Annotated in this window: 19 protein-coding genes and 1 tRNA gene; 9 read left to right on the forward strand and 11 right to left on the reverse strand. The window is 53.6% G+C overall.

What is annotated here, in order from left to right; all coding sequences use genetic code 11:
* Nucleotides 1-68: 68 nt before the first annotated feature.
* The 3 genes from RYZ27_RS08645 to RYZ27_RS08655 are packed head-to-tail and all read left to right on the forward strand — an operon-like array spanning nt 69 to nt 3,426.
* Nucleotides 69-1,490, forward strand: coding sequence for an amidohydrolase (locus RYZ27_RS08645; protein WP_406679092.1), 1,422 nt, complete (start codon nt 69-71; stop codon nt 1,488-1,490).
* Nucleotides 1,487-2,758, forward strand: a complete 1,272-nt coding sequence (locus RYZ27_RS08650) for an amidohydrolase family protein (RefSeq protein WP_406679093.1) — start codon at nt 1,487-1,489, stop codon at nt 2,756-2,758. The genes RYZ27_RS08645 and RYZ27_RS08650 overlap by 4 nt, the downstream gene beginning before the upstream one ends.
* A gap of 44 nt (nt 2,759-2,802) precedes the next feature.
* Nucleotides 2,803-3,426: a glutathione S-transferase family protein gene (locus RYZ27_RS08655; RefSeq protein WP_406679094.1), complete on the forward strand. Its 624-nt coding sequence runs from the start codon at nt 2,803-2,805 to the stop codon at nt 3,424-3,426.
* A 13-nt stretch (nt 3,427-3,439) separates the two neighbouring features.
* On the opposite strand, the gene RYZ27_RS08660 is transcribed toward RYZ27_RS08655, so the two are convergent.
* From RYZ27_RS08660 to RYZ27_RS08675, 4 genes are all read right to left on the reverse strand, one after another.
* Nucleotides 3,440-6,580 carry an efflux RND transporter permease subunit gene (locus RYZ27_RS08660; RefSeq protein ID WP_406679095.1) on the reverse strand — a complete coding sequence of 1,047 codons (3,141 nt, stop codon included), beginning with the start codon at nt 6,578-6,580 and terminating at the stop codon, nt 3,440-3,442.
* A gap of 12 nt (nt 6,581-6,592) precedes the next feature.
* Nucleotides 6,593-7,690, reverse strand: coding sequence for an efflux RND transporter periplasmic adaptor subunit (locus tag RYZ27_RS08665; protein ID WP_406679096.1), 1,098 nt, complete (start codon nt 7,688-7,690; stop codon nt 6,593-6,595).
* On the reverse strand, nt 7,687-9,102 hold the full coding sequence (locus RYZ27_RS08670; protein ID WP_406679097.1) for a TolC family protein: 1,416 nt from the start codon (nt 9,100-9,102) through the stop codon (nt 7,687-7,689). The genes RYZ27_RS08665 and RYZ27_RS08670 overlap by 4 nt, the downstream gene beginning before the upstream one ends.
* A 343-nt stretch (nt 9,103-9,445) precedes the next feature.
* Complete coding sequence (locus tag RYZ27_RS08675) at nt 9,446-10,432, reverse strand: serine hydrolase domain-containing protein (RefSeq protein ID WP_406679098.1); 987 nt, start codon at nt 10,430-10,432, stop codon at nt 9,446-9,448.
* A gap of 230 nt (nt 10,433-10,662) precedes the next feature.
* Here RYZ27_RS08675 and RYZ27_RS08680 point away from each other — a divergent pair, with 230 nt between their 5' ends.
* On the forward strand, nt 10,663-11,139 hold the full coding sequence (locus RYZ27_RS08680) for an Lrp/AsnC family transcriptional regulator (RefSeq protein ID WP_406679099.1): 477 nt from the start codon (nt 10,663-10,665) through the stop codon (nt 11,137-11,139).
* Between the two features lie 8 nt (nt 11,140-11,147).
* On the opposite strand, the gene RYZ27_RS08685 is transcribed toward RYZ27_RS08680, so the two are convergent.
* Nucleotides 11,148-11,582: a host attachment protein gene (locus RYZ27_RS08685; RefSeq protein WP_406679100.1), complete on the reverse strand. Its 435-nt coding sequence runs from the start codon at nt 11,580-11,582 to the stop codon at nt 11,148-11,150.
* A gap of 123 nt (nt 11,583-11,705) precedes the next feature.
* Here RYZ27_RS08685 and RYZ27_RS08690 point away from each other — a divergent pair, with 123 nt between their 5' ends.
* Together RYZ27_RS08690 and RYZ27_RS08695 are read left to right on the forward strand one after the other, a co-directional pair.
* Complete coding sequence (locus RYZ27_RS08690; protein WP_406679101.1) at nt 11,706-12,836, forward strand: glycerol dehydrogenase; 1,131 nt, start codon at nt 11,706-11,708, stop codon at nt 12,834-12,836.
* A gap of 117 nt (nt 12,837-12,953) precedes the next feature.
* Nucleotides 12,954-13,568 (forward strand): MBL fold metallo-hydrolase, encoded by a 615-nt coding sequence (locus RYZ27_RS08695; protein ID WP_406679102.1) that lies wholly within the window; start codon nt 12,954-12,956, stop codon nt 13,566-13,568.
* Between the two features lie 114 nt (nt 13,569-13,682).
* Here the strand turns inward: RYZ27_RS08695 and RYZ27_RS08700 are convergent, their stop codons facing one another.
* The 3 genes from RYZ27_RS08700 to RYZ27_RS08710 all read right to left on the reverse strand — a co-directional run bounded on the left by RYZ27_RS08700 (nt 13,683) and on the right by RYZ27_RS08710 (nt 15,538).
* A complete protein-coding gene (locus tag RYZ27_RS08700) occupies nt 13,683-14,798 on the reverse strand; it encodes a ferritin-like domain-containing protein (protein ID WP_406679103.1) in 1,116 nt (371 codons plus the stop codon).
* Nucleotides 14,799-14,903: 105 nt separating this feature from the next.
* Nucleotides 14,904-15,380 (reverse strand): DUF123 domain-containing protein, encoded by a 477-nt coding sequence (locus RYZ27_RS08705; protein ID WP_406679104.1) that lies wholly within the window; start codon nt 15,378-15,380, stop codon nt 14,904-14,906.
* Between the two features lie 82 nt (nt 15,381-15,462).
* Nucleotides 15,463-15,538 (reverse strand) — tRNA-Lys (locus tag RYZ27_RS08710).
* 110 nt (nt 15,539-15,648) lie between these two features.
* Between RYZ27_RS08710 and RYZ27_RS08715 the strand changes: the two genes are divergently transcribed.
* Complete coding sequence (locus tag RYZ27_RS08715; protein ID WP_406679105.1) at nt 15,649-16,245, forward strand: hypothetical protein; 597 nt, start codon at nt 15,649-15,651, stop codon at nt 16,243-16,245.
* 266 nt (nt 16,246-16,511) lie between these two features.
* Here RYZ27_RS08715 and RYZ27_RS08720 read toward each other — a convergent pair whose 3' ends face one another.
* From RYZ27_RS08720 to RYZ27_RS08730, 3 genes are all read right to left on the reverse strand, one after another.
* Nucleotides 16,512-19,178: a TonB-dependent receptor domain-containing protein gene (locus tag RYZ27_RS08720; protein WP_406679106.1), complete on the reverse strand. Its 2,667-nt coding sequence runs from the start codon at nt 19,176-19,178 to the stop codon at nt 16,512-16,514.
* Nucleotides 19,179-19,292: 114 nt separating this feature from the next.
* Complete coding sequence (locus RYZ27_RS08725) at nt 19,293-22,154, reverse strand: hypothetical protein (RefSeq protein WP_406679107.1); 2,862 nt, start codon at nt 22,152-22,154, stop codon at nt 19,293-19,295.
* Between the two features lie 239 nt (nt 22,155-22,393).
* A complete protein-coding gene (locus RYZ27_RS08730) occupies nt 22,394-23,275 on the reverse strand; it encodes a hypothetical protein (protein WP_406679108.1) in 882 nt (293 codons plus the stop codon).
* 216 nt (nt 23,276-23,491) lie between these two features.
* On the opposite strand from RYZ27_RS08730, the gene RYZ27_RS08735 reads away from it, so the two are divergent.
* Nucleotides 23,492-25,264, forward strand: coding sequence for a DUF885 domain-containing protein (locus RYZ27_RS08735; protein WP_406679109.1), 1,773 nt, complete (start codon nt 23,492-23,494; stop codon nt 25,262-25,264).
* Nucleotides 25,265-25,366: 102 nt separating this feature from the next.
* Complete coding sequence (locus RYZ27_RS08740) at nt 25,367-26,089, forward strand: type 1 glutamine amidotransferase (RefSeq protein ID WP_406679110.1); 723 nt, start codon at nt 25,367-25,369, stop codon at nt 26,087-26,089.
* Nucleotide 26,090 lies beyond the last annotated feature (1 nt).

Consider the following 26,090-nt stretch of genomic DNA (forward strand, 5'->3'; position numbering starts at 1 on the left):
TCGTGACATCTTGCCAAGCGCAATAAACGCGCCACAGTCCCACAATCAATAGTTTTGCGGGAGACGACATGAAACACGCTATCGTGGCAAGTACGTTCGCGCTGATCCTCGCCGGGGGGCTTGCCGCCTGCGGTGGAAATGGATCAAGCGAGAACTCAAAGGATAACACTGAAAAATTCGTCGTGGATGCGAACCCTTTTCCATCCACTTATACCCCTTATCCGTCTGAAACGGTGCTTCTAAAAGATGCCACCGTTCTGGATGGGCTAGGCGGCCTGATCGAGGGTGGAGATGTTCTGCTTGTTGACGGGGATGTCGCAGAAGTTGGCCAAGACATTACCGCACCTGACGGCGCTACCATCATTGATGCGACAGGCAAATGGGTGACCCCTGGAATCATCGACAATCACAGTCATCTTGGCGTCTATCCCTCCCCATCCGTCGATGCCCATGGTGATGGCAATGAGATTTCTGGTGCCGTGACCGCTGAAGTCTGGGCCGAACATGGCATCTGGCCACAGGACCCAGGCTTTCCACGCGCGCTTGCTGGCGGAATCACCAGCCTGCAAATCCTGCCTGGCTCAGCCAATCTGTTTGGTGGACGCGGTGTCACACTGAAAAACGTTCCGGCGCGTACGATGCAAGGCATGAAGTTCCCAGATGCCCCCTACACCCTGAAGATGGCGTGCGGAGAAAACCCGAAACGTGTCTATGGTTATGGCGGTGGGCGTTTCCCCGGTGGAGCCCCTTATTCCCGTATGGGCAATGTCGCCGGTTATCGCATGGCCTGGGCAAAGGCAGTCGAATACAAACGCGCATGGGAAAAGTATGAAGCCGAAGGCGGGACACCCCCTACCCGTGATCTGGAACTTGATACGCTGATGGGCGTTCTGGATGGTGACATCCTTGTGCACATGCACTGCTATCGCGCCGACGAGATGGCGCTGATCATGGATATGAGCGAGGAGTTTGGTTACAAGGTCGCAAGCTTCCACCATGCAGTTGAGAGCTATAAGATTGCCGACAAGCTCGCCAAGTATGACACCTGCTCATCCATGTGGGCCGACTGGTGGGGCTTCAAAATGGAAGCCTATGATGGCATCCGCGAAAACATCCCAATGGTTCATAATGCCGGGGCTTGTGCCATCGTTCACTCTGACAGTGACATTGGCATCCAGCGTCTCAATCAGGAAGCGGCCAAAGCGCTTTCCGATGGCCGCCGTGCCGGGATCGATATCTCCAAGGCTGATGCCTGGACCTGGCTCTCGGCCAATCCAGCCAAATCTCTTGGGGTGTTCGATCAAACGGGCAGCCTTGAAACTGGCAAGGACGCAGATATCGTCGTTTGGTCCGGTGATCCGTTCAGCGTCTATACGCAAGCTGAGCTCGTCTATATTGACGGCGCCCTGATGTATGACCGGAACGATCCGGAGCTGCGCCCTGTAATGGATTTCGAACTCGGCCAACCTGGTGAAGGAGACGTCAAATGATCCGCACTCTTATTCTCACTGCCGTCAGCGGACTTGCGCTCGCCAGCGCCGCTGCTCAAGACATTGCTATTACCAATGCCAAAGTCTGGACGGGCACGACGGCTGGAACATTAGACAATGCCACAGTTATGGTCACCGATGGCGAAGTTACCGCCATAGGCGAGAATCTTGGCGCACCCCGTCCGGGTGTTCCGGTCATCGACGCGGATGGCAAATGGCTGACGCCCGGCATCATCGCCCCCTTCAGTCGCGTTGGAATTGTTGAAGTTGGGGCTGAAGACTCAACCAATGACACCAGTGCCAGCGGAACAGTCTTCTCCGTCGCCTTGCGCGCTTCAGATGGGTTCAATCCATCTGCGACCCCGATCGCAGTGACGCGCCTTGAAGGCGTTACACGTGTTGCGGTCGCACCATCTAATGGTGGCAATATTATTGCTGGGCAGGGTTTCATTGCCGATACATCCGGCGCAATCGACAGCATCACCCAAGACCGCGCTTTCGTTTATATTGATCTGAGTGAACGCGGGGCCGGTATTGCAGGCGGCTCACGTCCAGCGGCGTGGGCAGCCCTTCGCGGTGCGTTTGCTGATGCACGGGGCTATCCCGCCCGCTTCATGGCGCACAATGAAGGGGACAGCCTTACCCGCACAGATGCTCAAGCGTTTGGGCGCGCCGTCCGGGGTCAGCAACTCATCCTCGTCAATGCGCATCGCGCCAGCGACATTCGCCAAATCATCGAGTTGAAGGCTGATAATAGCAACATTGATGTCGCTATAGTCGGCGCCGATGAAGCCTGGATGGTGGCCGACGAGTTGGCAGCAGCAGATATCCCAGTCATCATTGATCCATTCTCCAACTTGCCAGCAAGCTTCTCACAACTCGGCGCAACCAGCCGGAACGCCGAACGCCTTATAGATGCTGGCGTACTGACGGCATTCGCTCACCTGGGGGACAATGGTCACCAGGCACGTCTGGTTCTGCAAAGCGCCGGGAATGCTGTTGCAAACGGAGTGAGCTTTGATGATGCTATGGCAGCCATCACAATTGCTCCGGCCAGCATTTTCGGCCTTGGCACACTCGGCACAATTGCACCGGGTAGCACAGGCGATCTTGTGCTGTGGGATGGTGATCCTCTCGAGGTCATGAGTGCGCCTGAAGCTGTTATCATCAATGGTGAGGTACAATCACTTGAAAGCCGCCAGACCAAGCTGCGTGATCGCTACCTGGATCTGGATGAGACCGAAAGACCGCTCGCCTACAGACGTTAAAAACAGGAGGGCGGGCCTTTGCAGGTCCGCCTTTTTTACAGTCGATGACGCTCACACTCTATCACTGCAAAGATGCCCGCTCCCTGCGCCCCTTATGGTGCCTTGAAGAAATGGAGCTGCCCTATGAATTGGTCACACTTCCATTTCCACCACGCGTCTTCGCCAAAGAGTATAAAGATATCAATCCACTCGGCACGATCCCATACCTGATTGATGGGGATACGCGAATGAGCGAAAGTACCGGGATATGCCATTACCTGACCAACTCATATGGCCCAACTGATCTTGCTCTAACGCCGGACCATTCGGACTATGGGGCCTTCCTGAACTGGCTCTATTTCAGCGATGCAACCCTGACATTCCCGCAAACTCTGGTCTTGCGCTATTCTGTACTTGAACCAGAAGAGCGCCGCCTCCCCCAAGCTGCAGAAGACTATGCGAAATGGTTTTCAGGCCGCCTGCGCCATGTCGAAGCCGCTCTGGAGGGGAAGGACTTTCTGGTCGCAGACCGCTTTACGATTGCTGATATTGCAATCGGTTACGCGCTCTTCCTCGCCAGCACTTTGAAGCCGCTCGCTCCGCTTCTAACCCCAAACTGCCTGCGCTACCTTCACGCGCTTAAAGCCCGTGATGGTTTCAAGCGCGCACAAGATGCCCAGAGCACTTAAGAACAGTAGGTTTCTATTCGGCCGGGCTTGGGTTCGGAACCGTTTTCGACTCAACCTCAAGCCGCCGCGCCACATCCCCAGGTGAACCAGACCCTCGCGCAATCAAGGCATAAGCAGTCGGGACGAAAAGCACCGTCACCAGTACCGCAGAGATCACGCCGAACAGGATCACCACGCCAATGGCAGCACGCGTTTCAGACCCTGCTCCGCTTGAGAGGATCAGAGGCAAAGCCCCCGCAGCCGTGGTCAGACCAGTCATCACAATCGGGCGGAACCGGGCAAGCGCAGCCTCTTTGAGCGCATCATGGAAGGCCTGCCCTTGATCGCGCAACTGGTTCGCGAACTCAACGATCAGAATACCATTCTTTGCCGCCAAACCGACCAACATGATCAAGCCAATCTGGGTATAGATGTTCAACGAGTTCCCGGTCAGCCAAAGTCCCGCCAATCCGCCAGCCAGCGTTGCAGGGACACACAGCATGATAATCACGGGGTGGCGATAACTCTCAAACTGCGCAGCCAGAACAAGGAAGACGATCACCAAGCCGGTGGCAAAGACAAACAGAATTGATGACCCGGAAGTTTTGAAGTCAAGGGACTGGCCCTTGAAATCAATTGTCGCCTCAACGGGTAAAGTGTCCCGCGCAATCGTCTGCATAGCATCGAGAACATCACCCAGTGCTGCCCCATCCGCCAAACCAGCTTCAATCGTGATCGCACGCACACGGTTATAGCGGTTCAGGGTCGGGCTGTCGGCCAGTGCGTCTATCGTGATCAGATTAGAAAGTGGAATGAGCTGTCCAGACCGCGCCGAACGAACATAGATGTTCTCAACATCGTTTGGATTATTCTGGTCGGACCGCAGGCCTTCGAGGATTACATCATACTCTTCGCCATCATCAATATACGTGGTCACGCGCCGTGACCCCAACATGGTCTGGAGGGTCACCCCAATATCGGCCACGGTGACGCCAAGATCAGCAGCACGCTCATAATCAACCTGAATGCGATATTGCGGCTGGGTTTCCTTATAATCCCAATCAATATCGATCAGGCCGGGATTTTGGTCCTCCAGTGCGGCAACGAAGGTATCCCGCCACTCAGTGAGAACCTCATAGCTTGGTCCACCAATCACGAACTGTACCGGTTTCCCGGTACCGCCGCCCAAGCCCTGCCGCATGATCGCAAACCCGCGAACACCGGGCAGGTCGGACAGGCTGCGATTAACCTCGCCAATGATTTCATCTGCAGGGCGACGCTTGCTCCAGTCATTCATAACCACAATCACGAAAGCCTGATTAAACGCTGAGGAGCCAAAGCCAGGGGCGCGGAGGAGCAAGCGATTGACCTCTGGCTCACGGCCATCCTGACTTTCCGTATAAGGCAGGAGCCGCCGTTCAATCTCATCAATATAGCGTTCCATATAGGAGTAAGAGGCTCCTTGCGGCCCGCGAACCGCCACAAAGAAACCGCCTCTATCTTCACGCGGGACATATTCCTCCTTTACGGTGCCGGAAAGCTGCCAAGCCCCTGCGAACAAACCCATCAAAACCAAACCAACCACGATCGGACGCGGGATCAGGCGATCCAAAATCCAGCTATAGCCATTGCGAAACCAGCCAAACGCCCCATCCACCATACGCGGTAGGACAGACCATACGCCCGCCTGCTGTCTCGGCTTTAGCAGCTTGGACGCGAGCATAGGCGTGAGCGTCAAAGCAAGAATACTGGAAAAGGCGACTGCAGCTGCGATTGTCAGCGCAAACTCTGTGAACAAGCGCCCGACATCGCCTTGCAGGAATGTGATCGGTACGAAAACCGAGATCAGAACAAGCGTCGTCGCGATAACAGCAAACCCAACCTGTCGAGTCCCGCGATACGCCGCCACAAGGGGTGTCTCTCCCTTTTCATCCATGCGCCGTGAAATGTTCTCCAGCACCACAATGGCATCATCGACAACCAGACCAATCGCCAAAACCAGCGCCAGCAAAGTCAGCAGGTTCACTGAAAGCCCAAGTGCATACAGCACAGAGAATGTCGCAATGATCGAGATCGGCACGGTCACGGCCGGAATAATCGTCGCGCGAACAGAACCAAGAAACAGGAAGATCACCAGTGTAACCAGCGCCACCGCAATACCCAAAGTGATGTACACTTCGCGAATTGAGGCAGAGATGAAGACAGAGCTGTCAAAGCTGCGCTCAATCGACATCCCCTCCGGTAACGTCTGGTTCAGCCGATCGGCAAGCTCGCGTGCACCCGCTGCGACATCAACCGTATTGGCGGTGGACTGTTTGACGATCCCAAGCCCCACCATCGGTACACCATTACCTCGAAACATGTTCCGGTCTTCAACCGTACCCTGTTCAACCCGCGAAACATCACCCAGTCGAACCAGATAACCACCATCGCCTTCGGCAATGACCAGTTTTGCAAAATCATCGGGGGTCTGAAACGCGCGATCAATGCGAACGGTATATGAGCGTGTATCGGATTCAATGCTACCGGCCGGAGCTTCAATGTTTTCACGCCGTAGGGCTTGCTCAATATCAGAAACGGTGAGGTCACGTGCCGCCAGCGCACGTCGGTCAATCCATATCCGCAGGGCGTAGTTCCGCGACCCGCCAACCCGCACGCGCGCCACACCATCAACCGCAGAAAACCGGTCCACCAGATAGCGCTCGGCATAATCGGACAATTCGGGTGTTGTCATGTTCTCTGCTGCGAGGTTCAGCCAGATGATCACATCATCATTTGAATCAGCCTTCTCGACCTCTGGCGGGTCTGCTTCTTCAGGCAGATTATCCAAAACCCCGGAAATACGATCCCGAATATCATTTGCGGCGGCATCGATGTCCTGATTGATGCCAAACTCAATCGTAATCCGTGATCGCCCATCGGTAGAGTTGGAATTGATAAAGCGGATGCCCTCAACCCCGGCAATCCTATCCTCAATGACTTGGGTAATCCGGGTCTCAACAACATTCGCTGACGCCCCGGCATAGCGTGTATCAATCGACACAATGGGCGCATCAATATCAGGATACTCACGCAAGCTGAGCCGATCAAAACTGACCACGCCAAAAATGATCAGGATCAGAGAGATGACAGAGGCAAAAACCGGCCGCTTGATGGATGTATCAGAGATCAGCATCGCTTGGTGTCCCTATTCTGAGACTGTTGGTGAACCAGGTCCACGCCCCGCCGGAGCATTGGCTTTCGCACGGGGATACAACATGGATTGGTCGCGCACGCGCACAGGTGCCCCTTCGCGGACACGGATAATCCCCTCTGTGACCACCTGATCTCCGGCTTCCAACCCATCGGCAATTTCAATATAGCCGCCTGAGCGCTGGCCCAACTCAACCTCAACGCGCCGCGCAACCTGTTGCTCACCTTCGGTTTGAACAAGCCATACAAATGAATCCGGACCAACGGGCTGAACAGCCTCTTCTGGCACGGCCAAACTTCGTCTGGGGGAAGCGGTGACAGTGACCTGCATGAACATACCTGCGCGCAAAATGCCATCCGGGTTGGGTAAGCGGGCTCGCACGCGAACAGAGCGCGTCACGGGATCAATACGATTGTCCAGAGTCGCGACTACACCCTCAAAAACTTCCCCCGGAAGGTCGGCCGTCTCAGCCCGAATCTCGGTGCCCGGCTGGACGGAGCGCAAAGCGATTGAAGGGACATCAAAATCGAGATTCATCTCGCTATCATCAACGAGAATAGCCACGATATCCCCCGGCCCAACAAAGCTGCCGACACTGACCTGACGAAAGCCCAACAGCCCATCAAACGGAGCCACAAGAATGCGGTCGCTTTGACGCGACTGAAGGGCCCGCAAATTAGCTTCGGCACTATCGACATCACGTTGTGCCGCATCAAGCTCAGCTTGTGACACTGCCTCCGCACTGGCGAGTCGGGCGATCCGATCTCGCTGACGGCGCGCCTCGTCTGCTGTGGCTTCAGCAGCCTGAACCAGCGCAGCTTGTTCACGTTGAGCAAGTGAGAGAAGCGTTTTACCTGCGCGAACGCGCTGCCCATCCTCGAAATAAACGGCAGTGACCCGGTCAGCCGCATTTAGCATCAACTCAACTTGCTCTTTTGGTTCAAGCGTGCCCAAAGCCTCGATTTCCCGCGAAAACTCGCGTTCTGTAACCGGCTCAACAAAGACACTTGCCGGACCGCCACGCTGCGCTGTGGCAGCAGGCACAAGGGCCAATGTCCAAAGGATACCGATTGCGAGTAATGCCCTGATCATTCCTGGGTCTCCGCTACTTGTTCACTGGCTTCATTTAACCAGACCCCACCTAAAGCTCGATACATGGTAATCGCGCGTTTGGTTGTCTCAATCCTGTTTTGCTCCAGCCGGTCTTCAGCGGCGAGCAGTGTGCGCTGAGCATCAATCACATCCAGAAAGTCATCAACGCCTTCTGAAAAGCGAACACGCGCCAGCTCTTCAGCCCGTGCCGCCGAACGCGCAGCGGCTTCCAGATCACCGCGCTGCACATAGGCTTGCACATACTCGGCCAGCGCAACCTCAACCTCGCCAAGCGCTGTGATGACAGTGTCCTCATAGCGGGCAAACGCCGCTTGAGTGCGCGCATCTGCGATTGTGATATCAGCGCGGACGCGGCGCAAATCCGGTCCCTCCCAGCGAATGGCTGGTCCAAGACCAAACCCGAAACTGTCGCCAAGATCATTCGTCTCGTTCAACAGGGCAAAGACATCCGCATTAAAGGTAATCGTTGGGAAGAGACGCGCCCGTTCTGCTTCACCAAGTGATAGCAGACTGCCGATTTCTGCCTCTACGGCGCGCACATCCGGACGACGGCGAATAAGCGCCTCCGGTGTGTCCACATTCAAAGTCGCCGCCAATTCGGGAACAGCCATGTCGACAGATGCAGCCTCTGCGATGAGGGGAGATACACTTGCGGATGGATATGCGGTCAAGGTTGCCAGACGCGCAGTTGAGACCCGTAGACTGGCCTCCAGCTGACGTAGCGCGGCCAGTGTCGTTCGATATTGCGACTCAGCTCGCTCAATATCCAGACGCGTCGCACGGCCATTCTCAAACAGGACTTTGAGCAGATCGAGGCTTTCATCCTGCAGGGCAGCATTCCTCTGTGCCACATCCAGCCGAATTTGCGCGCCCCTGAAATCGACATAGGATTGCGCCGTTTCAGCCGCGATGATGACCGCAACATCACGCTCTGCCTGCTCAGCAGCAGTTACATCGAGCTCGGCACTACTGATCAGAGCTGCGATACGGTCAAATGCATCATACTCCCATTGAAAGCCTAGATTTCCGCGGCCTGAGAACTCAACATCCCGATTATTTCCCGTTGCACGACCGAGGCTGACATCTCCGGTCGACAGAAAGTCCCCTGTTCCATCCAGGCGACGTGCCGCGAGCAAGGCACGCGCGGTCTCAACATTTGCGCGGGCAATGTCCAAGGACGTATTTCTCTTCAACGCCTCAGCAATCATGGCACTCAGGACAGGATCGTTGAACTGTTCCCACCATGCTGTCGCGCTGGCATCAGCAGACATGATATCCTGATCTATTGAGAAGGCGTCAGGCATAACCAGCGCGGGCCGTTCAGGGGCCTCAGGTATGGCAACGCAGCCAACCAGAACCATGCCGCATAAAACAGGAAAAATCGATCGCAAGGAGGCACTCACTCTATACATTTGCCCTATATAGGGCGCTTGAAGATGAAACCAGCAGACAGACACGACATGCAACATCCCGATCATTCTGTTTACTAGATCAACAAGCCTTAAACGCGTGAGTGTTTAAATACCGTCGCCATTCTTCGACATTTCTTATCAATCGTGCACTTGGCGACCTATAAGACAGTGAGCATAGGACTTATGCAGACTTCATTTCTTTTCATAGAAGTAAGGCGACCTCCCAGTTGAGAGGTCGCCCCGGATGTCCTAAAGGGCTCGGCTAAAGTGCTGCAGCCCCAGACTATGAAGCTTAGTGTATAGGCAACAGATGTTGTGGTGCCTACTGCGGTGTCGCGGGTGTCGACATGATGATCCTGAGAACCCCGGAGAGGGTCTGAGAGAAGGTCACATCATCGAAACGGTTCATATGCAAAACCATCACAGTATCTGCGGCGGGAATGTAAAAAGCTGCGGACAAATAGCCATCAATCGCGCCCGTATGGCCAAGGATTTCTGCACCACTACGAGAGATCAGGATTTCAACACCCAACCCTTGAAGTTTGCGCTCTCTTTCCTGTACTGGATTGGCACTCATCCGCTGACCAAAATCGTGGAACGCTCCATTTTCGGCATACAAAGCCCTTATCCATAGTGCGACATCATCCGCACGCCCGAACATGCCGCCATCCGGCCCTGTGTTCTCTCGGAAGGATGATGTATCTTCCCAATCCCCAAAGGGTGAGCCGTAACCATGAATGGTGTCTCCTGGCGGGGAGTCGATCCCGTAATATGTCGCTTCCAGGTTCATCGGTGTGAAAATGTAAGTTGCCAGCAAGTCTTTCACAGATTGCCCGGAAACCGCCTCCAGCGCCAAAGCGACAAGATGATAATTGGTGTTTGAGTAGGAAAACTCCGCGCCTGGCTCCGATGTTGCTGGTACATCACGGATCGCGTGCAAAACCAGTTCAGGGGTCAAAGGCTTCGTCCGATCCCAGTCAGTCTCATAGAATCGCTCGCTATAATAGTCTGGAACGCCGGATGTGTGGTTGAGCAGTTGGCGGATTGTCGGGTCCAATCCGGCCGGGAGCTTCGATAGAGTTTCTGCATCCAGATAAGTGGAAATCGGTTTGTCGAGGTCAATTTTACCCTCATCAGATATGCGCAGAGTCAGAGCGGCGATATATGACTTCGTAATACTGGCAAGCCGCAGGGTTGCATCAGCACTCATCGGCGCTTTTGTCTCCCGGTCTTCATAGCCTGCCGCAATACGATAAGGCGCACCTGGCGTGTCAAGGACGAGGATAACACCCGGAATTTCATCACCCACAACACTCTTGACGAGCGCGTCGAGTTGCGCGTCCCTGCTTAAGTCTGTTTTCGTATTTTCACAGCCTGCTAAGAAAGCGAGCCATAAAAAAATCAAAGGAATTGCGATCATTCGGATGGACATTAAATAGCCTCTCAAGATTCTTAGAGAGCGCTTTATAGCGGGAAATCGATAGACTATCTCGCCGATTTACGCCGCCATAACGACCCATATCGTCATCAGGAGACGCAATGACGACGAATTTCGCCAATCTCGATCACTTTGACCGGGCTATCCTGAACTTGGTACAGCAAAATAATCAGCTCACACATGCTGCAATCGGCGATAAGGTCAGCCTCTCCTCATCGGCTGTACGGCGGCGTCTGAAAGTCATGCGCGATGCCGGTATCATTGAGCGGGACGTATCGATCCTGAGGAATTCCGGGGTTGGGCTACGCTTTATCGTCACCCTTTCCTTTCGTGATGAGCGCGTGGAGACCTATGCCGACTTTGATGCCTTCATCAAAACGGTCCCTGAAGTCCTGCAATCCTATCATGTCTCCGGTACCATTGATTATATCTTGATCGTTCAAGGCCCGAATGTCGAATGGTATGAGGACTGGGGAAAGCGCGTCTTCATGAACAACCCTAATATCAAGCGCTATGACACGCATGTGGTCTGGTCCTGTAAAAAATTTGAAACGGCTATCCCTACAGAAACGGTTTGAGGCAGCGATCACGCCTTCTTTAAAACCTTCTCGATTTCAGCCAGCGCCTTGTGAGCGTGATCACCACTGATTTCGTGCACGATGGCATTGCGGGCCTGATCCGATAATTGCGTGCGCAGCCGTCCCAGTGTTTTGGGATCGGCGACAAGAACCAGTTTGGCGACACCATCCTTCTGGATACCCTTGTCGAGAGCCACTGCCGTGGATTGAACGAACCGATGCTCTGCAAGGTCCTCAACATCCGTGGACTGTGCCCGCCCCACACGGGCCTTGTGCCCATCGGGTGAGGGACCACGGTTCTCCCGCCCTTGTATCGCTTTAGTGTCAATCTCCTCATGACTGACCACACGCAAATCCAAAAGATCTGCATCCCCGTTGTTTTGCAGCAGCAAGAACTTGCCGCCGTCACAAACGGCCACCCATGTTCCATTATCAACTCTCATAATCTTGGTCTCCAAGTCAGCGCTCACAGATTATGGTGGTTTTGGGAGGACGATTTGATTCTGCTCAAGTCCATCCTGGAATGAGGTCTCTAGACATCTCTTCGTAAAATGGAGCAGCTCATCATGATCACCACATCAATTTTCCCTGGCCGCTATGTACAGGGGGCTCACGCCCTGAAACAGCTCGGCGAGGAAGCAAAACGACTTGGCCAATCCCCACTCGTTCTGATCGACCCGTTTGTTCTGTCCAGTATGAAGGATGAAATCACAGAACCGCTGGCCAAGCTGACACCAATCCTGGAGAAATTTGATGGCGAGTGCAGTCAGGATGAAATTGATCGCCTCCTGAAAATTGCCACTGAGGAAAAAGTTGATCTCATCATCGGTATTGGCGGCGGCAAGGCCATGGACACCGCGAAAGCCGTGGCGCACGCCTTTGCCTGTCCAGTCATTATTGTGCCGACAATCGCCTCAACCGATGCCCCATGCTCGGCCCTTTCGGTTGTTTATACCCCAGATGGTCAGTTTGAACGTTACGAAATTCTGCCCAATAACCCTGAAACCGTATTGGTTGACACTCAACTCATCGCAAAAGCTCCGGTCCGGTTTCTGGTCGCGGGCATGGGCGACGCCCTCGCCACCTGGTTCGAGGCAGAGAGCTGCCGCATCCGCCGCGCCGCGAATATGACTGGGCGCCTCGGCACCATGACGGCCTATGCATTGGCCGAACTCTGCTACAAAACCCTTATGGATTATGGCCGCATCGCGGCTACGGCGTGTGCGCAAGGCGTTATCACGCCAGCGCTCGAACATGTCGTTGAGGCGAATACGCTTTTGTCTGGTCTTGGGTTTGAATCCGGAGGCCTCGCCGCCTGCCACGCCATCCATAATGGCCTGACAACCCAGCACGAAACCCACGCCTATTGGCATGGAGAGAAAGTGGCGATCGGGGTTCTTGCCGGCCTCTTCCTCACTGACCAACCCAGCGCGCGGATCGATGAGGTGTTTGACTTCTGTCTTGATGTTGGCCTTCCCGTGACACTCGCTGATATCGGTTTGGATACGGTGACAGAAGAGCAGCTGTACCAAATCGCTGAAGCAGCCTGTGCCCCGGGTGAAACCATTCACAATGAGCCGCATGAAATCTCGCCGGAGCGCGTTGTCTGGGCGCTCAAAGCTGCAGATGCCGAAGGTCGCAGACGCAAGCCCCTACATGCCCGGACAGAAGGTCCACACATCATGGTCGCCGAATAGGCTCCGCAATTCCACAACAGGTCGGCACCGCTGTCGCACTTGATGCGTATCAAGCCGCAATGGCGGTGCCCCGCATAACCTTCGATCACTGTCTTCATCTTGCTGTGCGGGGTTCACATGGCTCTTTCTGTTCAATTTCTCGGAGCTGCTGGCACGGTTACTGGATCGAAATTCCTTCTGACCCTTAATGAACAAAGGGTCTTGGTCGATTGCGGTCTGTTTCAGGGATATAAACAGCTTCGCTTGTGCAACCGGAAGCCTCTTCCGATTGATCCTGGCAAGATTGACGCCGTTATCCTGACCCATGCCCACATTGACCATTCCGGGTATGTCCCGGTTCTGGTTGCGGGTGGGTTTGATGGTCCTGTCCATTGCACTGAGGGCACAAAAGCACTCTGCGATATTCTGTGGCTCGATAGCGGGCAATTGCAGGAACGCGAAGCCAAAGCCACCAATCGCGGTGGCTATACACGACACAAACCTGCCCGCCCGCTTTATGATAAAAAACAAGCTGAACAGGCCTTGCCACACTTAAGCCAGCACCCCTTTGACAGCTGGGTTCAGATCACCCCGGATATAAGTGCGAAATTCCATGTCGCTGGCCATATTCTGGGGGCGGCGATCGTTGAAATTGAGGCAGGCTCCAAACAACTCGTCTTTTCCGGGGTCTTGGTCGTCTGGATAACCCGATCATGCAGAACCCAACCACCATTTCGCAAACGGACTATCTGACCCGCCACACAAGCTAAAGCCCCGATACCCTTCCAGGATATCAGGGCTATGGGACTAGAAGCACTCGTCCGGCATTACCGGGGAGGCAGGAACTAGGACGAGCGCCGATTGCCGTTATTCAGCGGCAACCAAATCGATCTTGCCCGTCTCAAGTGGGCGCTCCAGCGCGGCCCAGTCAATCTCGGCGTCGCATGCCGCATTCTCATAATGCAGCACTCCCAGCTTCTCGAACTTCGGTTTGACACTCTCAGTCAGCAAACCAACCCGTTTCAGATTCGGGATCATCCGTTCAAACAGGAAGTTCCGGAACGCCTGACCATTTTGTGAGTCAATCGAGATGCGCCGTGCCTCTTCGGCATCAAAGCCAAACTCTTCCTCAACAACGGTCGAGAAAAGTCGTTCACGCATAATCGCGCAGGCTTCATAGGCGAACTGAGCCCGCTCCTCGATCTCTTCCTCGGACAGAGCCTTGATCCAGTCTTCCAGATAATTGACGCCAAAGGCGACATGACGGCCTTCATCGCGCATGACCAGCATCAGAATCTGTCGCAACAGGGGATCACGCGTTGTGTGTGCCATGGTCTGGAACGCTGCCAGCGCCAGACCTTCGATCAGAACCTGCATCCCGATAAACTTCAGATCCCAGCGCTCATCGGTCAGGATCTTGTCGAGTAACAGTTTCAAGCTTGGATTGACCGGGTACTCAACATTACAGCGATAGCGCAGATACTTGTTGAACACCTCAACATGGCGCGCCTCATCAAAGGTCTGCGATGCCGCGTACAGCTTGGCGTCATAAGTTGGTGCGCATGAAACAAGCTGCGATGCCACCATCATGGCCCCCTGCTCCCCATGCAGGAATTGCGATAATACCTGCGCAAGAGAGCGCCAAGCATATTCGGTTTTCTCCTCCTCGCTTAGCGCGAGATAGGTTGGATGATCATGGAAAGGGTTCATGCCTGCCTGCGACGGCCCTTCAGACTTATCAAATGGCACATCCCAATCGACGTCCATTTGCGCATCCCAGTTGAACTTTTTCCCGAGCTCATACAGGCGCCGAATTTTTACGTTCGCGCTCTCATAATCCCAATTATAGGACCCCGTAAGCGGCGTATTGAAGATTTCCCGGACGATTTCAACATCATCAGCGGAGAGCTGATCAGCAAGCTCACCTGGGTCTCCAAACTCTCTGACATCAATGGGCGGATGATCTACGACTTTGACTTTCATGGTTTTTTCTCCCTTGGGTGCCCCGAATTCGTCGTGTTCGGGTGCTATGTCCGGGAAATGTACGGCGTTAGATATATCAAATAAATACGGAAAATGACGTATGCGTCATTTTTTTGTGTGCGCCTGCACAGTTAACAAATGGCTTGGACAGGACTGACAATCACTGCTGCCAAACCCGGCAACAGCCACTTCGTATACACCTGTTTTCAAGAGATGATTGACCAATGTGCACTCCTGTCCGTCAGGCCACACAAAAGCCGCGAGCCTGCTTGCTTCAACGGTCAGTCTGTCGACATGCCAATGAATGGCCTTGTCAGCCTTGAAGTGCCGCGCGAGCCGCGCCCCAATGCCGCCAGCCCCATAGGCGCTCCCAACATAGAGGTAGAGCCCCGGCTCTACACATGCAGTCTTGAGCTTGCGGATATTGAGCACGACGGCGTGTTCCAGAGCAATAAGGAGGCCATATGCGCCTTTCACGCGCCTGAACGCCTCAACCTCACATGGCGTAATCCAGGTACCTTCAAGGATGGAATCATCCCAGCCAGCTCTTACCGCTTCAAAGGCCTGGTTCGCATCCATCATGCCATAAGACACCATAGTGCCTTATAGGCAAAGCATAATGCTCTGTCTTCAAATCAGTCTCACTCTACAGACTTAAAAGAGATGGTACGCCCAACAGGATTCGAACCTGTGACCTACTGATTAAAAGTCAGTTGCTCTACCAACTGAGCTATGGGCGCATCCGAACGCGTCACATAGTCTGACCATTGTATTAGGTCAACGCCGATTACTGCGTCTTAGTGCACTAATTTTCCTTGATTTTGCAGGCAGGCTAGGATTGGCTGAAAATATGCTTCGATCTGCTCTCCTTCCCATCATGATCTGCCTTCTTGGCACCGCCTGTGCAACAGGTGCTCAACCCTCCGAACAATCAGATAACTCTAGCTCCAGTAGCATTGACCGTGCCGTTGGAAGCACACAGTCCGGATTCACTGAGGCGGCGCTGACCCCAATCGAAGACCTTAATCTCAAACGCGATGAAATTCCGCTTCTGCTCAGGCAAATCAAAGACCCTTATCTGGTGCCTGCTGATACTTCCTGCGAAGCGCTGTCTAAACAGGTCATAGCCCTCGATGCGATACTGGGGCGCGATTGGGATGTTCCCGTTCCGGAAGATGATCGTAGCTTAGGGGACCAGGCGGCAGATGGCACATCAAGCGCGCTTCTAGATACGATTGCTTCGGAGGCTGGCGGCATCATTCCGTTTCGCGGTATCGTTCGAACGGTAACGGGCGCCAAGGCCTGGAACAAGAAAGTTCTGCGTGCGTATGAGCGAGGCAGCCACAGGCGGACATTTCTGAAAGGACTGGGCTACGCAAATGGCTGCGCTCCACCAGCAGCTCCATTGCCGCCACCGCCAGAAGAGCAGAAAATATTCTATAAATAGAAACAGAAGACTAAATTCCACTATTTTTAGAATTTCATATTTATTCAATAATTATTAACATGTGACATACATGCTCGGATCTGTCGCGGGTGGGGCACACGCACCGCGCGGGACAGCTCATTCAATCCGGGTTCTCCGCCCTCTTCCCGGAGTGAATTTCTTGGCGGGATACTCAAAACGAGTATCCCGCCTTTTTGCTGTTCAAAAGCAGAGGGCCCCGCAAAGAATGCGAGGCCCTGTACGGAACAGAAATTTCAATTATCGCGTTAGAACTTACGCTTCAGGCCAAGGCTTAGAACTGTACCAAGATCATAGACATCAACATTGATCCGGTCTCCATCGGCTTCCTGATAGGCCTCATAGCCTTCACCAAGAATGTTCTCGATATTCAGAGAGAACTCATAATCGCCACCCCAAGCTTGGAATTGCTTATTGTAAACAAAATCAAGCGTCATTGGCGGCTCTTCGATGATCGCTGGCAATCTACGCCCGATGACCTCACCAGAACGAATGCGCTCACTGACATAGTTGAGAAGTAGGTTATATTCGGCGCCAGCCTCAACATCAGAAATACCAAGCTGAAGATTGAACAAATGCTCCGATTGCCCCTGAAGACGTCGACCATCTTCAATACGATCACCAGCAGGCGTTAGCCCTCTGACAGGGAACAGGTTATTGGCAACATTTACGGCAATACAATCAGACGGGAACTGTTCACAGAATTGCGCATTATTAAGACCTGAATCATCAGGATTTTCGCGCGCCTGCACTTCTGAATCTGACCAAGTATAGTTTGTCTTGACGGTAAAATCACGATCTTCGAAGAAGCCCCACCCGAACCAGTCATTCAATGGAAGAATTTGTTCGTACTCCACCTCAAAACCGTACAACTCAGCGGAAGGAACATTAATGAAGGTCGTCTGAATGGTTTCGGCAGGGTCCAGAATCTCTTCAATTGGATTTTCGAGGTCCTTATAGAAGAAACCAAGCGTAATGAATTGTCCGCGTGAGAAGTAGTATTCTCCACGCACGTCATAGTTCTTGATCGCGGCGTTTACGAGGTATGGATTACCAAAGAAATTGGCATCAGTCTCTGTGTTTACAAAGACTGCGGGGGCAAGCTCGCGAAATTGTGGGCGTGTAATCGTTTCTGAGTATCCTGCACGAACCTGCAAATCATCGATTGGGTTCCAGGTGATTGTAACAGCGGGCAGGAAGTCTTCCTCGTCGATGACACCCTCAACCGTATTGCCATCGAGGCTTGCACCAATTTCTCTGGTATCAACAGCCTGAATTGCATCCTCAAAACGGCCACCGATAGCTGCGCGAATGTAAGGTGTGATCTGTGCGTCTAGCCCAACATACCCTGCATCGATTTCCATGGTTGCAACATAAAGCTGAGGGAATTGCAGACCAGCAACCTCGACAACGCGTCCACTGCCACCATTAAAAATAAAGGAGTAGACAAAATCAACACGCTCATTCGTAAGTTGAGTGTCTCCAGCGCCATCTATCGCATAAAGTATAGAAGTCGCGTTTCGGTCATTTTCCACATAGGAATAACCTGCTTTGAGTTCGACCTCACACAGAAACGTACATGTAGCCGGATCGCCGAATTCAAGCGGTAGAGTGAAGTCGATACCGAAGTCGGTCGTGTCGTCATCAACACGGCTATACTGAATAACATTATCCGTAGGACCCGTACCGAGTTCAAGTATACCTGTCTGTACATTAGCAATATATCTATTCGAGAGCTGATAGGGGGCATCCCGAAGCGCTTCAGAGTATGAACCGCGCCATTCGACTTCTAAATTCATCAATTCAGGAAAATAAGATGTACCCTGAATCTGCGTGGTCCAAAGCTGGCGTTCAAACCACTCAAGACTGTCCTGACGTACCTCAACATCCTCTGCGTTTACACCAGACACAATACGAGCTTCTTTATCTGTTGAACGAGAAACCAACCCAGTCAGTTTGATTTCGTGGTTATCCAGAATATCAAAACCAGCCGTCAACAGGCCATTCAATTTGACGGTATTCTCGGTGCTTCTGAGGTCCTGATTAAAGAAAGGCGTCAACCCGACAGTGGCGCGTGAGGCAAGGCCGCGTTCGCCTTCTTTTGTTTGCCAGGAATTTGAGTACCCAACAGCGCCAAGCAATCCCATTGAAAGATATTCATTGAAATCAAAACGATCGCCTGCGGTCATACCGAGGCTAAAGTTTGGAGAAATCTCACCCTCCTGCATCACAAGAAGCGAGGAATCATCGGTGAGTTGGCGTCCGAACTCTTGGGTCAAACCATTCTCAATTGAAGGACGGTCGCGCGTACCATCGTCAAAACCCAGATAATCCAGATCACCACCATCATAGAGTAGACCGTCCTGAAGGGTCGTCTCCGTGTTGAAACCGCCGTCAATGGACATGGTCAGGAAGCGCTCATCAGGAATGGCTTTTGTCCGCAAATCGACAAGACCACCACCAAATTCACCAGGTAGATTTGGAGAGAAAGTCTTCTGCACCAGAACGCTATCGAGCGCAGATGTTGGGAAGAGATCAAGCGGTGCAACCCGGCGGAGCGGCGCTGGTGATGGCAGTGGTGAGCCATTCAGAAGCGCGCTGGAATAGCGCTCATTCAAGCCACGAACGTAGATGAACTGATTATCAGCCGTTGCGATACCCGCTACGCGCGCAAGCGCAGATGCGGCGTCGCTATCGCCCTGCAGAGCAAAGTCTTCCTCGTCAATCAGGGCAGAAACCTCTGATGTTGACCGCTTCTCATCGGGAATAAATTGCCCGCGAACGACGATGGTCTGCTGGCGAGCTTCTTCATCCGGAGCATTCGGATCGACAGTTTCCTGAGCTGTCGCGCTAGCAATGGTTGCGAGGCACGCACCTGCAAGAAGAAAAGAATTAAACGATCGTGTACGGCTCATCTTGGTCATCCCGTATGAATGCCGCGATCCCCCTTTTAGTGATCGTGGCTACCTTAAATTAAAGATGCAGGCGGAGTGATGAGAGATCACGCCGCCTGCACAATCAGGTTGTGTTTAGTTTACAGATGTCAGGTTGCCTTCCTGGTCGATTGACCAGCCCAGGAACCATGTATCATTCGCATCTTCGACAGCGCCAACATATGTCGTAGCGGTCAGAGCACCTTCGCCCGTCACGTCAAAGACAGGAACAGCCTGCTCATTTGCACCTGGAACCACACCTGGACGACCGGTCCGGAATGTGAAGCCGCTTGTTGTGACGGTTTGACCAGTGACCATGTTATTAGCCGCTGTGAAGGTGACATCCGTGCCATCATTTTCAAGATCGTCACCATTTCCAGACAGGAAGATGGACTGGATTTCAAGAGCGCCATTGTTGAAGTTGGTAACGGTTTCAGCATCATCCACGTCAATACCGGCATCTGGCCAGCCAAGAACAATGCCGTTTGCGATAACACCGCCCATGCCGCGGCGAAGCACAACACCTGTATCTGAAGCTGTATCGCCACCAGAAATGATCGTGAAGTTAGACACTTTAGCGTCGGTCACAGGTGTCGCAGCAAAGTTACCGGACAGGTTATCGCCCTCGATACCACGCGGGTCTCCAGAGATACCACCAGTCGCCGAAGCAACACCACTATAGACGATGGCGTACTGGATGGAACCATTCCAGCCATCTGTCCAATCGAGGCTATCATCACCACAACCGATCGCCAGCAGGTGAGTTGCGTTAGTTGTACCACCGAACCACTCGAAGCAGTCATCAAGATTGTTGTAGATTTGAACATGGTCAACTTCGAGACCTGATCCGGTTCCTTGGAAAGCAATACCGTTCAGCTCATCAGTATTGGTCAGACGCGTCCCAGCGTACTGAACACGTGTATAGTAGATGTGACCGCTATCATCATCTGCTGTCGCACCACCAAACAGGCCGGAAGACCCTTCGCCTGATTTCTCACAATCTACGGTTCCGCCAGTCGCACCGCCCTGACAGGCATTGATAGGCGCGCGTCCATTGATCACGACACCGCCCCAAAGGCCTTTAGTATCCTGATCAAGTGTTGTTGTACCGTCAACTGCACCTTTAGCCGTGAACACGACAGGAGCAGCGGCTGTACCATTAGAACGAATTTCTGATCCACGAGTGATCACCAGATAGTCATCATTGCCTTCGCCGACGATCGTCACACCAGGCTCAATCGTCAGAATAGCTGCATCACCGGTTGCCAGCGGGTTCGCTGGGTCCGAACCAAGATCTTCGCCGATAAAGACAGGGCCCACGAGTTCATAGATCAGCTGACCGCCATCAGAAAGAGTCAGATCGTTGACGATTGGGTTAGCGCTTGAAATCTGACAAAGTTTTTTGCCATCAAGTGTCCCATTCTCAACTGTTCCAGTTGGACAGTTGGCCTCATTGATAACCGCATCAAACAGCGTGTTGGCCAATGTGAAGTTCGCCCAGTTTGCAGCCGCTGTTTCAGTTGGGCCGAAGGCACCGACATAGTCAGCTGCAGAGAAGAAGGCATCGCCAGAAAGCGCAGTAGAGGTTGGGAAGTTCCCTTCAGCTGTGCCTGGGAAGAAGCCATCCGTCAGGCTGTTTGTGTAACCACGAACATTGGCAGAGACCGGAATTGCAGGAACGCCATCGCTATCGCTGGCAAAGTTCTGACCATTATCAAGCGCGATGGATTCAAAGACCAGATCACCGCTTGTGTAATTGTCGAATGTCTCCTGATTGTCGACGTCAAAGCCAGGTGTGAAGCCGGTTACAATACCGTTGATGAACGTACCGGCAGACCCACGACGCACCAGCATACCCTGCTGATTGTTCGGAGAGCCAACCATTGTGAAGTTTGCAATCTTCGGATTAGACACGGGTGTCGCTGCAAAATCACCTGAGAGATTATCGCCTTCAATACCACGTGGATCCCCGGAAGTCGGGCGGTCAGAATTTACCGCAGCAAATTGCAGGCTACCAGTCCAACCATCTGTCCAGTCAATGCTGTCATCGCCAGCACCCGTTACAGCAGCGTACTTTACATTCACTGTACCGCCAAACCACTCAATGCCGTCATCAAGATTGTTGTGGACCTGAATGTAGTTGACCTCAGTACCACTACCCACACCTTGGAAAGCAATACCGTTCAGCTCGTCATTATTGGTCAGGCGCGCGCCCGCATACTCAACAATGACATAGCGCAGCTCACCAGAGTCATCTGTGGCCGCATCACCGCCAAAGAAACCTGAAGACCCTTCACCAGATTTCTCACAATCGGCAGTGCCGCCAACCGCAGCGCCTTGACAGGCATTGATCGGTGCGAAGCCATTAATGACCAGACCGCCCCATTGCGCATCAGTTGTTGCAGTCAGGATCGAAGACCCTGTTTCTTCGTCATTAACCGCAGCGCGGGCTGTGAAACGAATAGGAGCAGCCTCAGTACCAACAGCTTCAATCGCTGACCCACGAGAAATGACGATGTAATCATCAATGGCTGAGCCAGTTCCACTCTCGGAAGCACCAAAGAAACGGACACCTTCACCAACGGTCAGCGTTACAGCTGAACCGGCACCGCCTTTTGTGTCTTCACCAATGAAGACAGGTCCCTGAAGCGCGATGGACGTGTTTGCAGGGATGGTAATGTTTGATGTGATGGTGCCTGTCAGCTCACATACATCAATGTCTGAAAACCCGTCAGCTGGGACTGCCGCATAGTTCACCTCAGTCGTGCCTGTTGGGCAACCAGCGGCTGGAACCAGATCAATAGTCGCGGCTGGTGGTGGCGGCGGCGGTGGTGGTGGCGGTGGAGTTGGTGTTGTCGGTGTTCCCGGAGACGAAATGTCTGTGTCCGAACAGCCCGTCAGAACCAGTGCCGCAGCACTAGCCATGATCGCCAGCTTGAAAGCAGTACGCGTTTTCATTTGGATCTACCCCTTGAGCGTTATACGCCTGTTGTCGTGCAGAACTGCGCATACCGAGAGACTCGATGTTCACGCGTTCAAAGGGGCCACTAGCAGCGATGTTTGACGCTTTTCCAACAGTTCAACAAAGCTTTTGTGACAGCGCGGTAATGTTGCTTTTGAGCATCGCTCGCTCTTCAACAAATAAAAAACCGCCCATGCATGAGCGGCTTTCGCATTTAATGGTTAACGCGCAAGTTTTACGGGATAGCTCGATCTGCAGTTAGCACTGCGGCAAGCGGGACTTCGTACAAACTCCCTTCCTGTGAGAAGAAGAGTGTCTCCCCATCCCAAGACAAGCCTGCCCCAAACTCGATCCCTTCCGTATTCAGGAAAGGCCCCAGATTTTCAGCCGGCTGCCACTCACCAGAGGCATCACGCTCGGATATCCAAAGGTCGACATACCCCATTTTGGGGCTGCGATGGCTGTAGAAGATCATCCAGTTACCCTCAGGATCAACAACCAGGTGATCATCGGTACGCATATCATTCACGCCGTCTGGCATCGCCTCCAGCGTCCACGCGCCGTCTTCCGCCTCTCTGGCCTTCATAATGTCATAACTGCCCCCACCGGCATGGGTATGATTGGTCACGAAGTATAGCGTGCCATCCTTAGTCGTTGCTGTATCAGTCTCATTCGCACCTGTATTAATCCCAAACATGGCAAGAGGTTCAGCCTCGCCAAATTGCCCATCCCCAAGATAAGGCGCACGCCAGATATTGATATCCGTGTTGCCTTCGCGACCCGGAACAGCCGCGTCACTGGAGAAGTAAAACATCTCATCAAAGCGACTGAAATGCGGCCCTGTCAGGGTCCGTCGTGTTGGTAGATCGACGACAAGCTCTGGCTCACTCCATCCGTTTCCGACTGGACGAATGAGTTTCATTTCCGTTGTGTCGCCGTTTTCCTGCACATAAACCCGGATTCCGTCAGGGGCCTCGGTCATGGAATATGCCCGGGTGAACGGCGTTGGTTCAGGCGCACCAGGAAGAACCCGCGTCGCCTCAACAGGCTCCGGTGCTGCACAGGAAACCACAGTACACAGACCGCCCAGCAAGAAAGCTGAGAATGCATTTTTCATGTCGAGTCTCCGCAGGACGAATAGAGTTGTGCAAGCCGATCAGGGCTTTTCAGGCGCTTCCTAACGTTCACAGACAGAAAATGTCAGGTGAAGGTTTTGTGAAAAGCGTAGAGGGATAAGCACACCGCCAACGCACATCCCGTTTCGCTTGCCCGAATGCAGGCATCAGATTAACTCTACTAACAAGCTATCCACATTCTGCTTTGGGGACTTCCTATGTCTAAATCGCTTCGCCCTCTCCTGCTCGCCACTGTATTCAGCCTTAGCGCACCAATGGGCGTAGCCTTTGCACAGGAAGCGCCTGTAATCGAACAGGCCGCGACGCTCGAATCCCTGATCGAAGACTATGATGTCTTTGCCCGTGTTGGGGACCCTGTGGCCGAGGCCCGGTTCAATGACACCTCGCCCCGCACCTGGGGTCAGGTAACACCTGAATACATTGCAGACCGGGCCGCACAGGCCACAACCCTTCTGCAAAGGCTGGAAGCACTTCCAGAGATTGGCCAAGGGCCGGAAGCCGCCATCCTGCGCCACCTTCTGCAACAGGAAATCGACGCGCAGACTTTCGATACAGCTCGCCTGCCGATGGTTGGCGATTGGGGCTTCTTTGCAGCGCCACATTTCGCTGCTGGACGTACACGCCTGACCACGCGGGATGATGCTGAGGCCTGGATTGCCCGGCTGCGTGATGTGCCTCGTTTCTTTGCTGATAATGTCGTGAACATGCGCCGCGGCATCGCCACGGGCTGGACTGCTTACAAAGACCCGCTCAATACGGGTATGGATCAGATCCGCGAGCAGCTTGTTGAAACGGCTGATGATAGCGTCCTGCTTATGCCATTTGAGTCTCTCGATAGTGGATCACTGCCCGCCGAAGAGATTGAAGCTCTGAAAGCAGAGGGCAGAATTGCAGTGATGGAAGCGGTTGCCGCCTATGCCGATACGCTGCGCTTCCTTGAAACAGAATATGCCCCAGTTGCCCGTGAAGGCGCAGGCCTGGCAACACTGGAAGGTGGACAGACCGCCTATGCCGCTGCCGTCGCTCATCATACCGCTGGCTCAGGTTACTCTCCAGAAGACATCCATGCGCTCGGTCAATCCGAAGTCGCCCGTATCCGCGCAGAAATGGAAACCATTATCGAAGAAGTGGCTTTTGAAGGCAGCTTCGAGGACTTCACCAATTTCCTGCGTACAGATTCGCAATTCTATGCCCGCACACCTGCGGAGCTGATCGAAAAAGCCTCGGAAATGAGCAAGCGGCTCGATATGCTCATGCCACAATGGTTCCGGGTTCTACCGCGCCTGCCCTATGGTGTTGAAGCTGTTCCGGCTGCGATCGCACCAGGATATACAACCGGGCGTTACTCCAGTGGTGACGCCGATGAAGGCCGCGCTGGCACCTATTGGGTCAACACCTATCGCCTGAACCAGCGCCCGCTTTATGAGCTGCCAGCCCTATCCGCGCACGAAGCCGTTCCCGGTCACCACCATCAGATCGCGATCGCGCAAGAACTGGAAGACGTGCCGGAATTCCGCCGCACCTACTATGCCACCGCCTTTGGTGAAGGGTGGGGCCTCTATGCCGAGAAACTGGCTGGCGAAGGCGGCTTCTATCGCACCCCATATGAACGTTTCGGGCAACTTTCCTATGAGATGTGGCGCGCCTGCCGCCTCGTCGCCGATACTGGCCTACACTGGTATGGCTGGACACGTGAAGAGGCCGAAGCCTGTTTCAAAGAGAATACCGCGCTGGCACCACTCAACATCCAGACCGAGGTCACCCGCTACATTGGCTGGCCCGGTCAGGCCACCGCTTATAAAGTCGGCGAGCTGAAAATCCTGGAGCTGCGCGCAATGGCAAAAGAGGAACTCGGGGAAGCCTTCGACCTGCGCGATTTCCATGATCACCTTCTGGGTGCTGGCGCGATGCCACTTGATGCCTTGGAAGCGCGTATGGTGGCATGGGTCGAGGCACAAAAGCCCGCATAACGCCAAGCGTAAATGAAATGAAAGCCCGGCCTTTGAGTCGGGCTTTTTCTATATAACATCCGAGTGCTTGCCTCATCCAAACAAATATCGCAAAGCGTTTTCATGCCGACTCTTACGATTATTGAAACCGGACAGGCCCCAGAAGCGATTCGCGCAGACTGGCCGAGCTATCCAGACATGTTTGAGACCCTGCTCGCCCCGCACTTACCGGGCTGGGATTATAAGAGTCTTCGCCTCTCACAAGGGGATGCGTTGCCCGACCCAGAAACGCTTGACGCAACCCTGATTACGGGATCCCCGGCAGGGGTTTATGATGACATGCCATGGATGAGCCCACTTATGGATTTCATCCGGTGGAGTGCTGCGGCGACACTCCCTCAAATCGGTATCTGTTTTGGTCATCAGGCCATTGCTCATGCTCTGGGTGCTCAGGTTGGTAAGTCTGACAAAGGCTGGGGCATTGGTCGCCATGTCTATGATATCGTCGCCCCGCAAGGCTGGATGGGGGAGACGGCTCCGGAAACCTTCAGCCTTGGCGTCAGTCATCAGGATCAGGTCCAGTCCCTGCCACCCGGCGCGGCTCTGGTTGGGCGAAGCGACTTTTGTGAATATGCTGCCCTTACTTACCCCGCCATCAAAGCCATCAGCTTTCAGGGCCACCCTGAGTTCAGCCCAGCTTTCAATTGCGCGCTCTACAGCATCCGCAAAGGCACAGCCTTACCCATTGATATGGTCGATGCGGCTGAGGAAAGCCTCAAAACCCCTGTCGACAATGATTTGGTCGGCCAGTGGATGGCGAGCTTTCTACAGGCCGCCACAGCCTGAT

The sequence above is a fragment of the Hyphomonas sp. FCG-A18 genome (genome assembly GCF_045287255.1).
Lineage (GTDB): Bacteria > Pseudomonadota > Alphaproteobacteria > Caulobacterales > Hyphomonadaceae > Henriciella.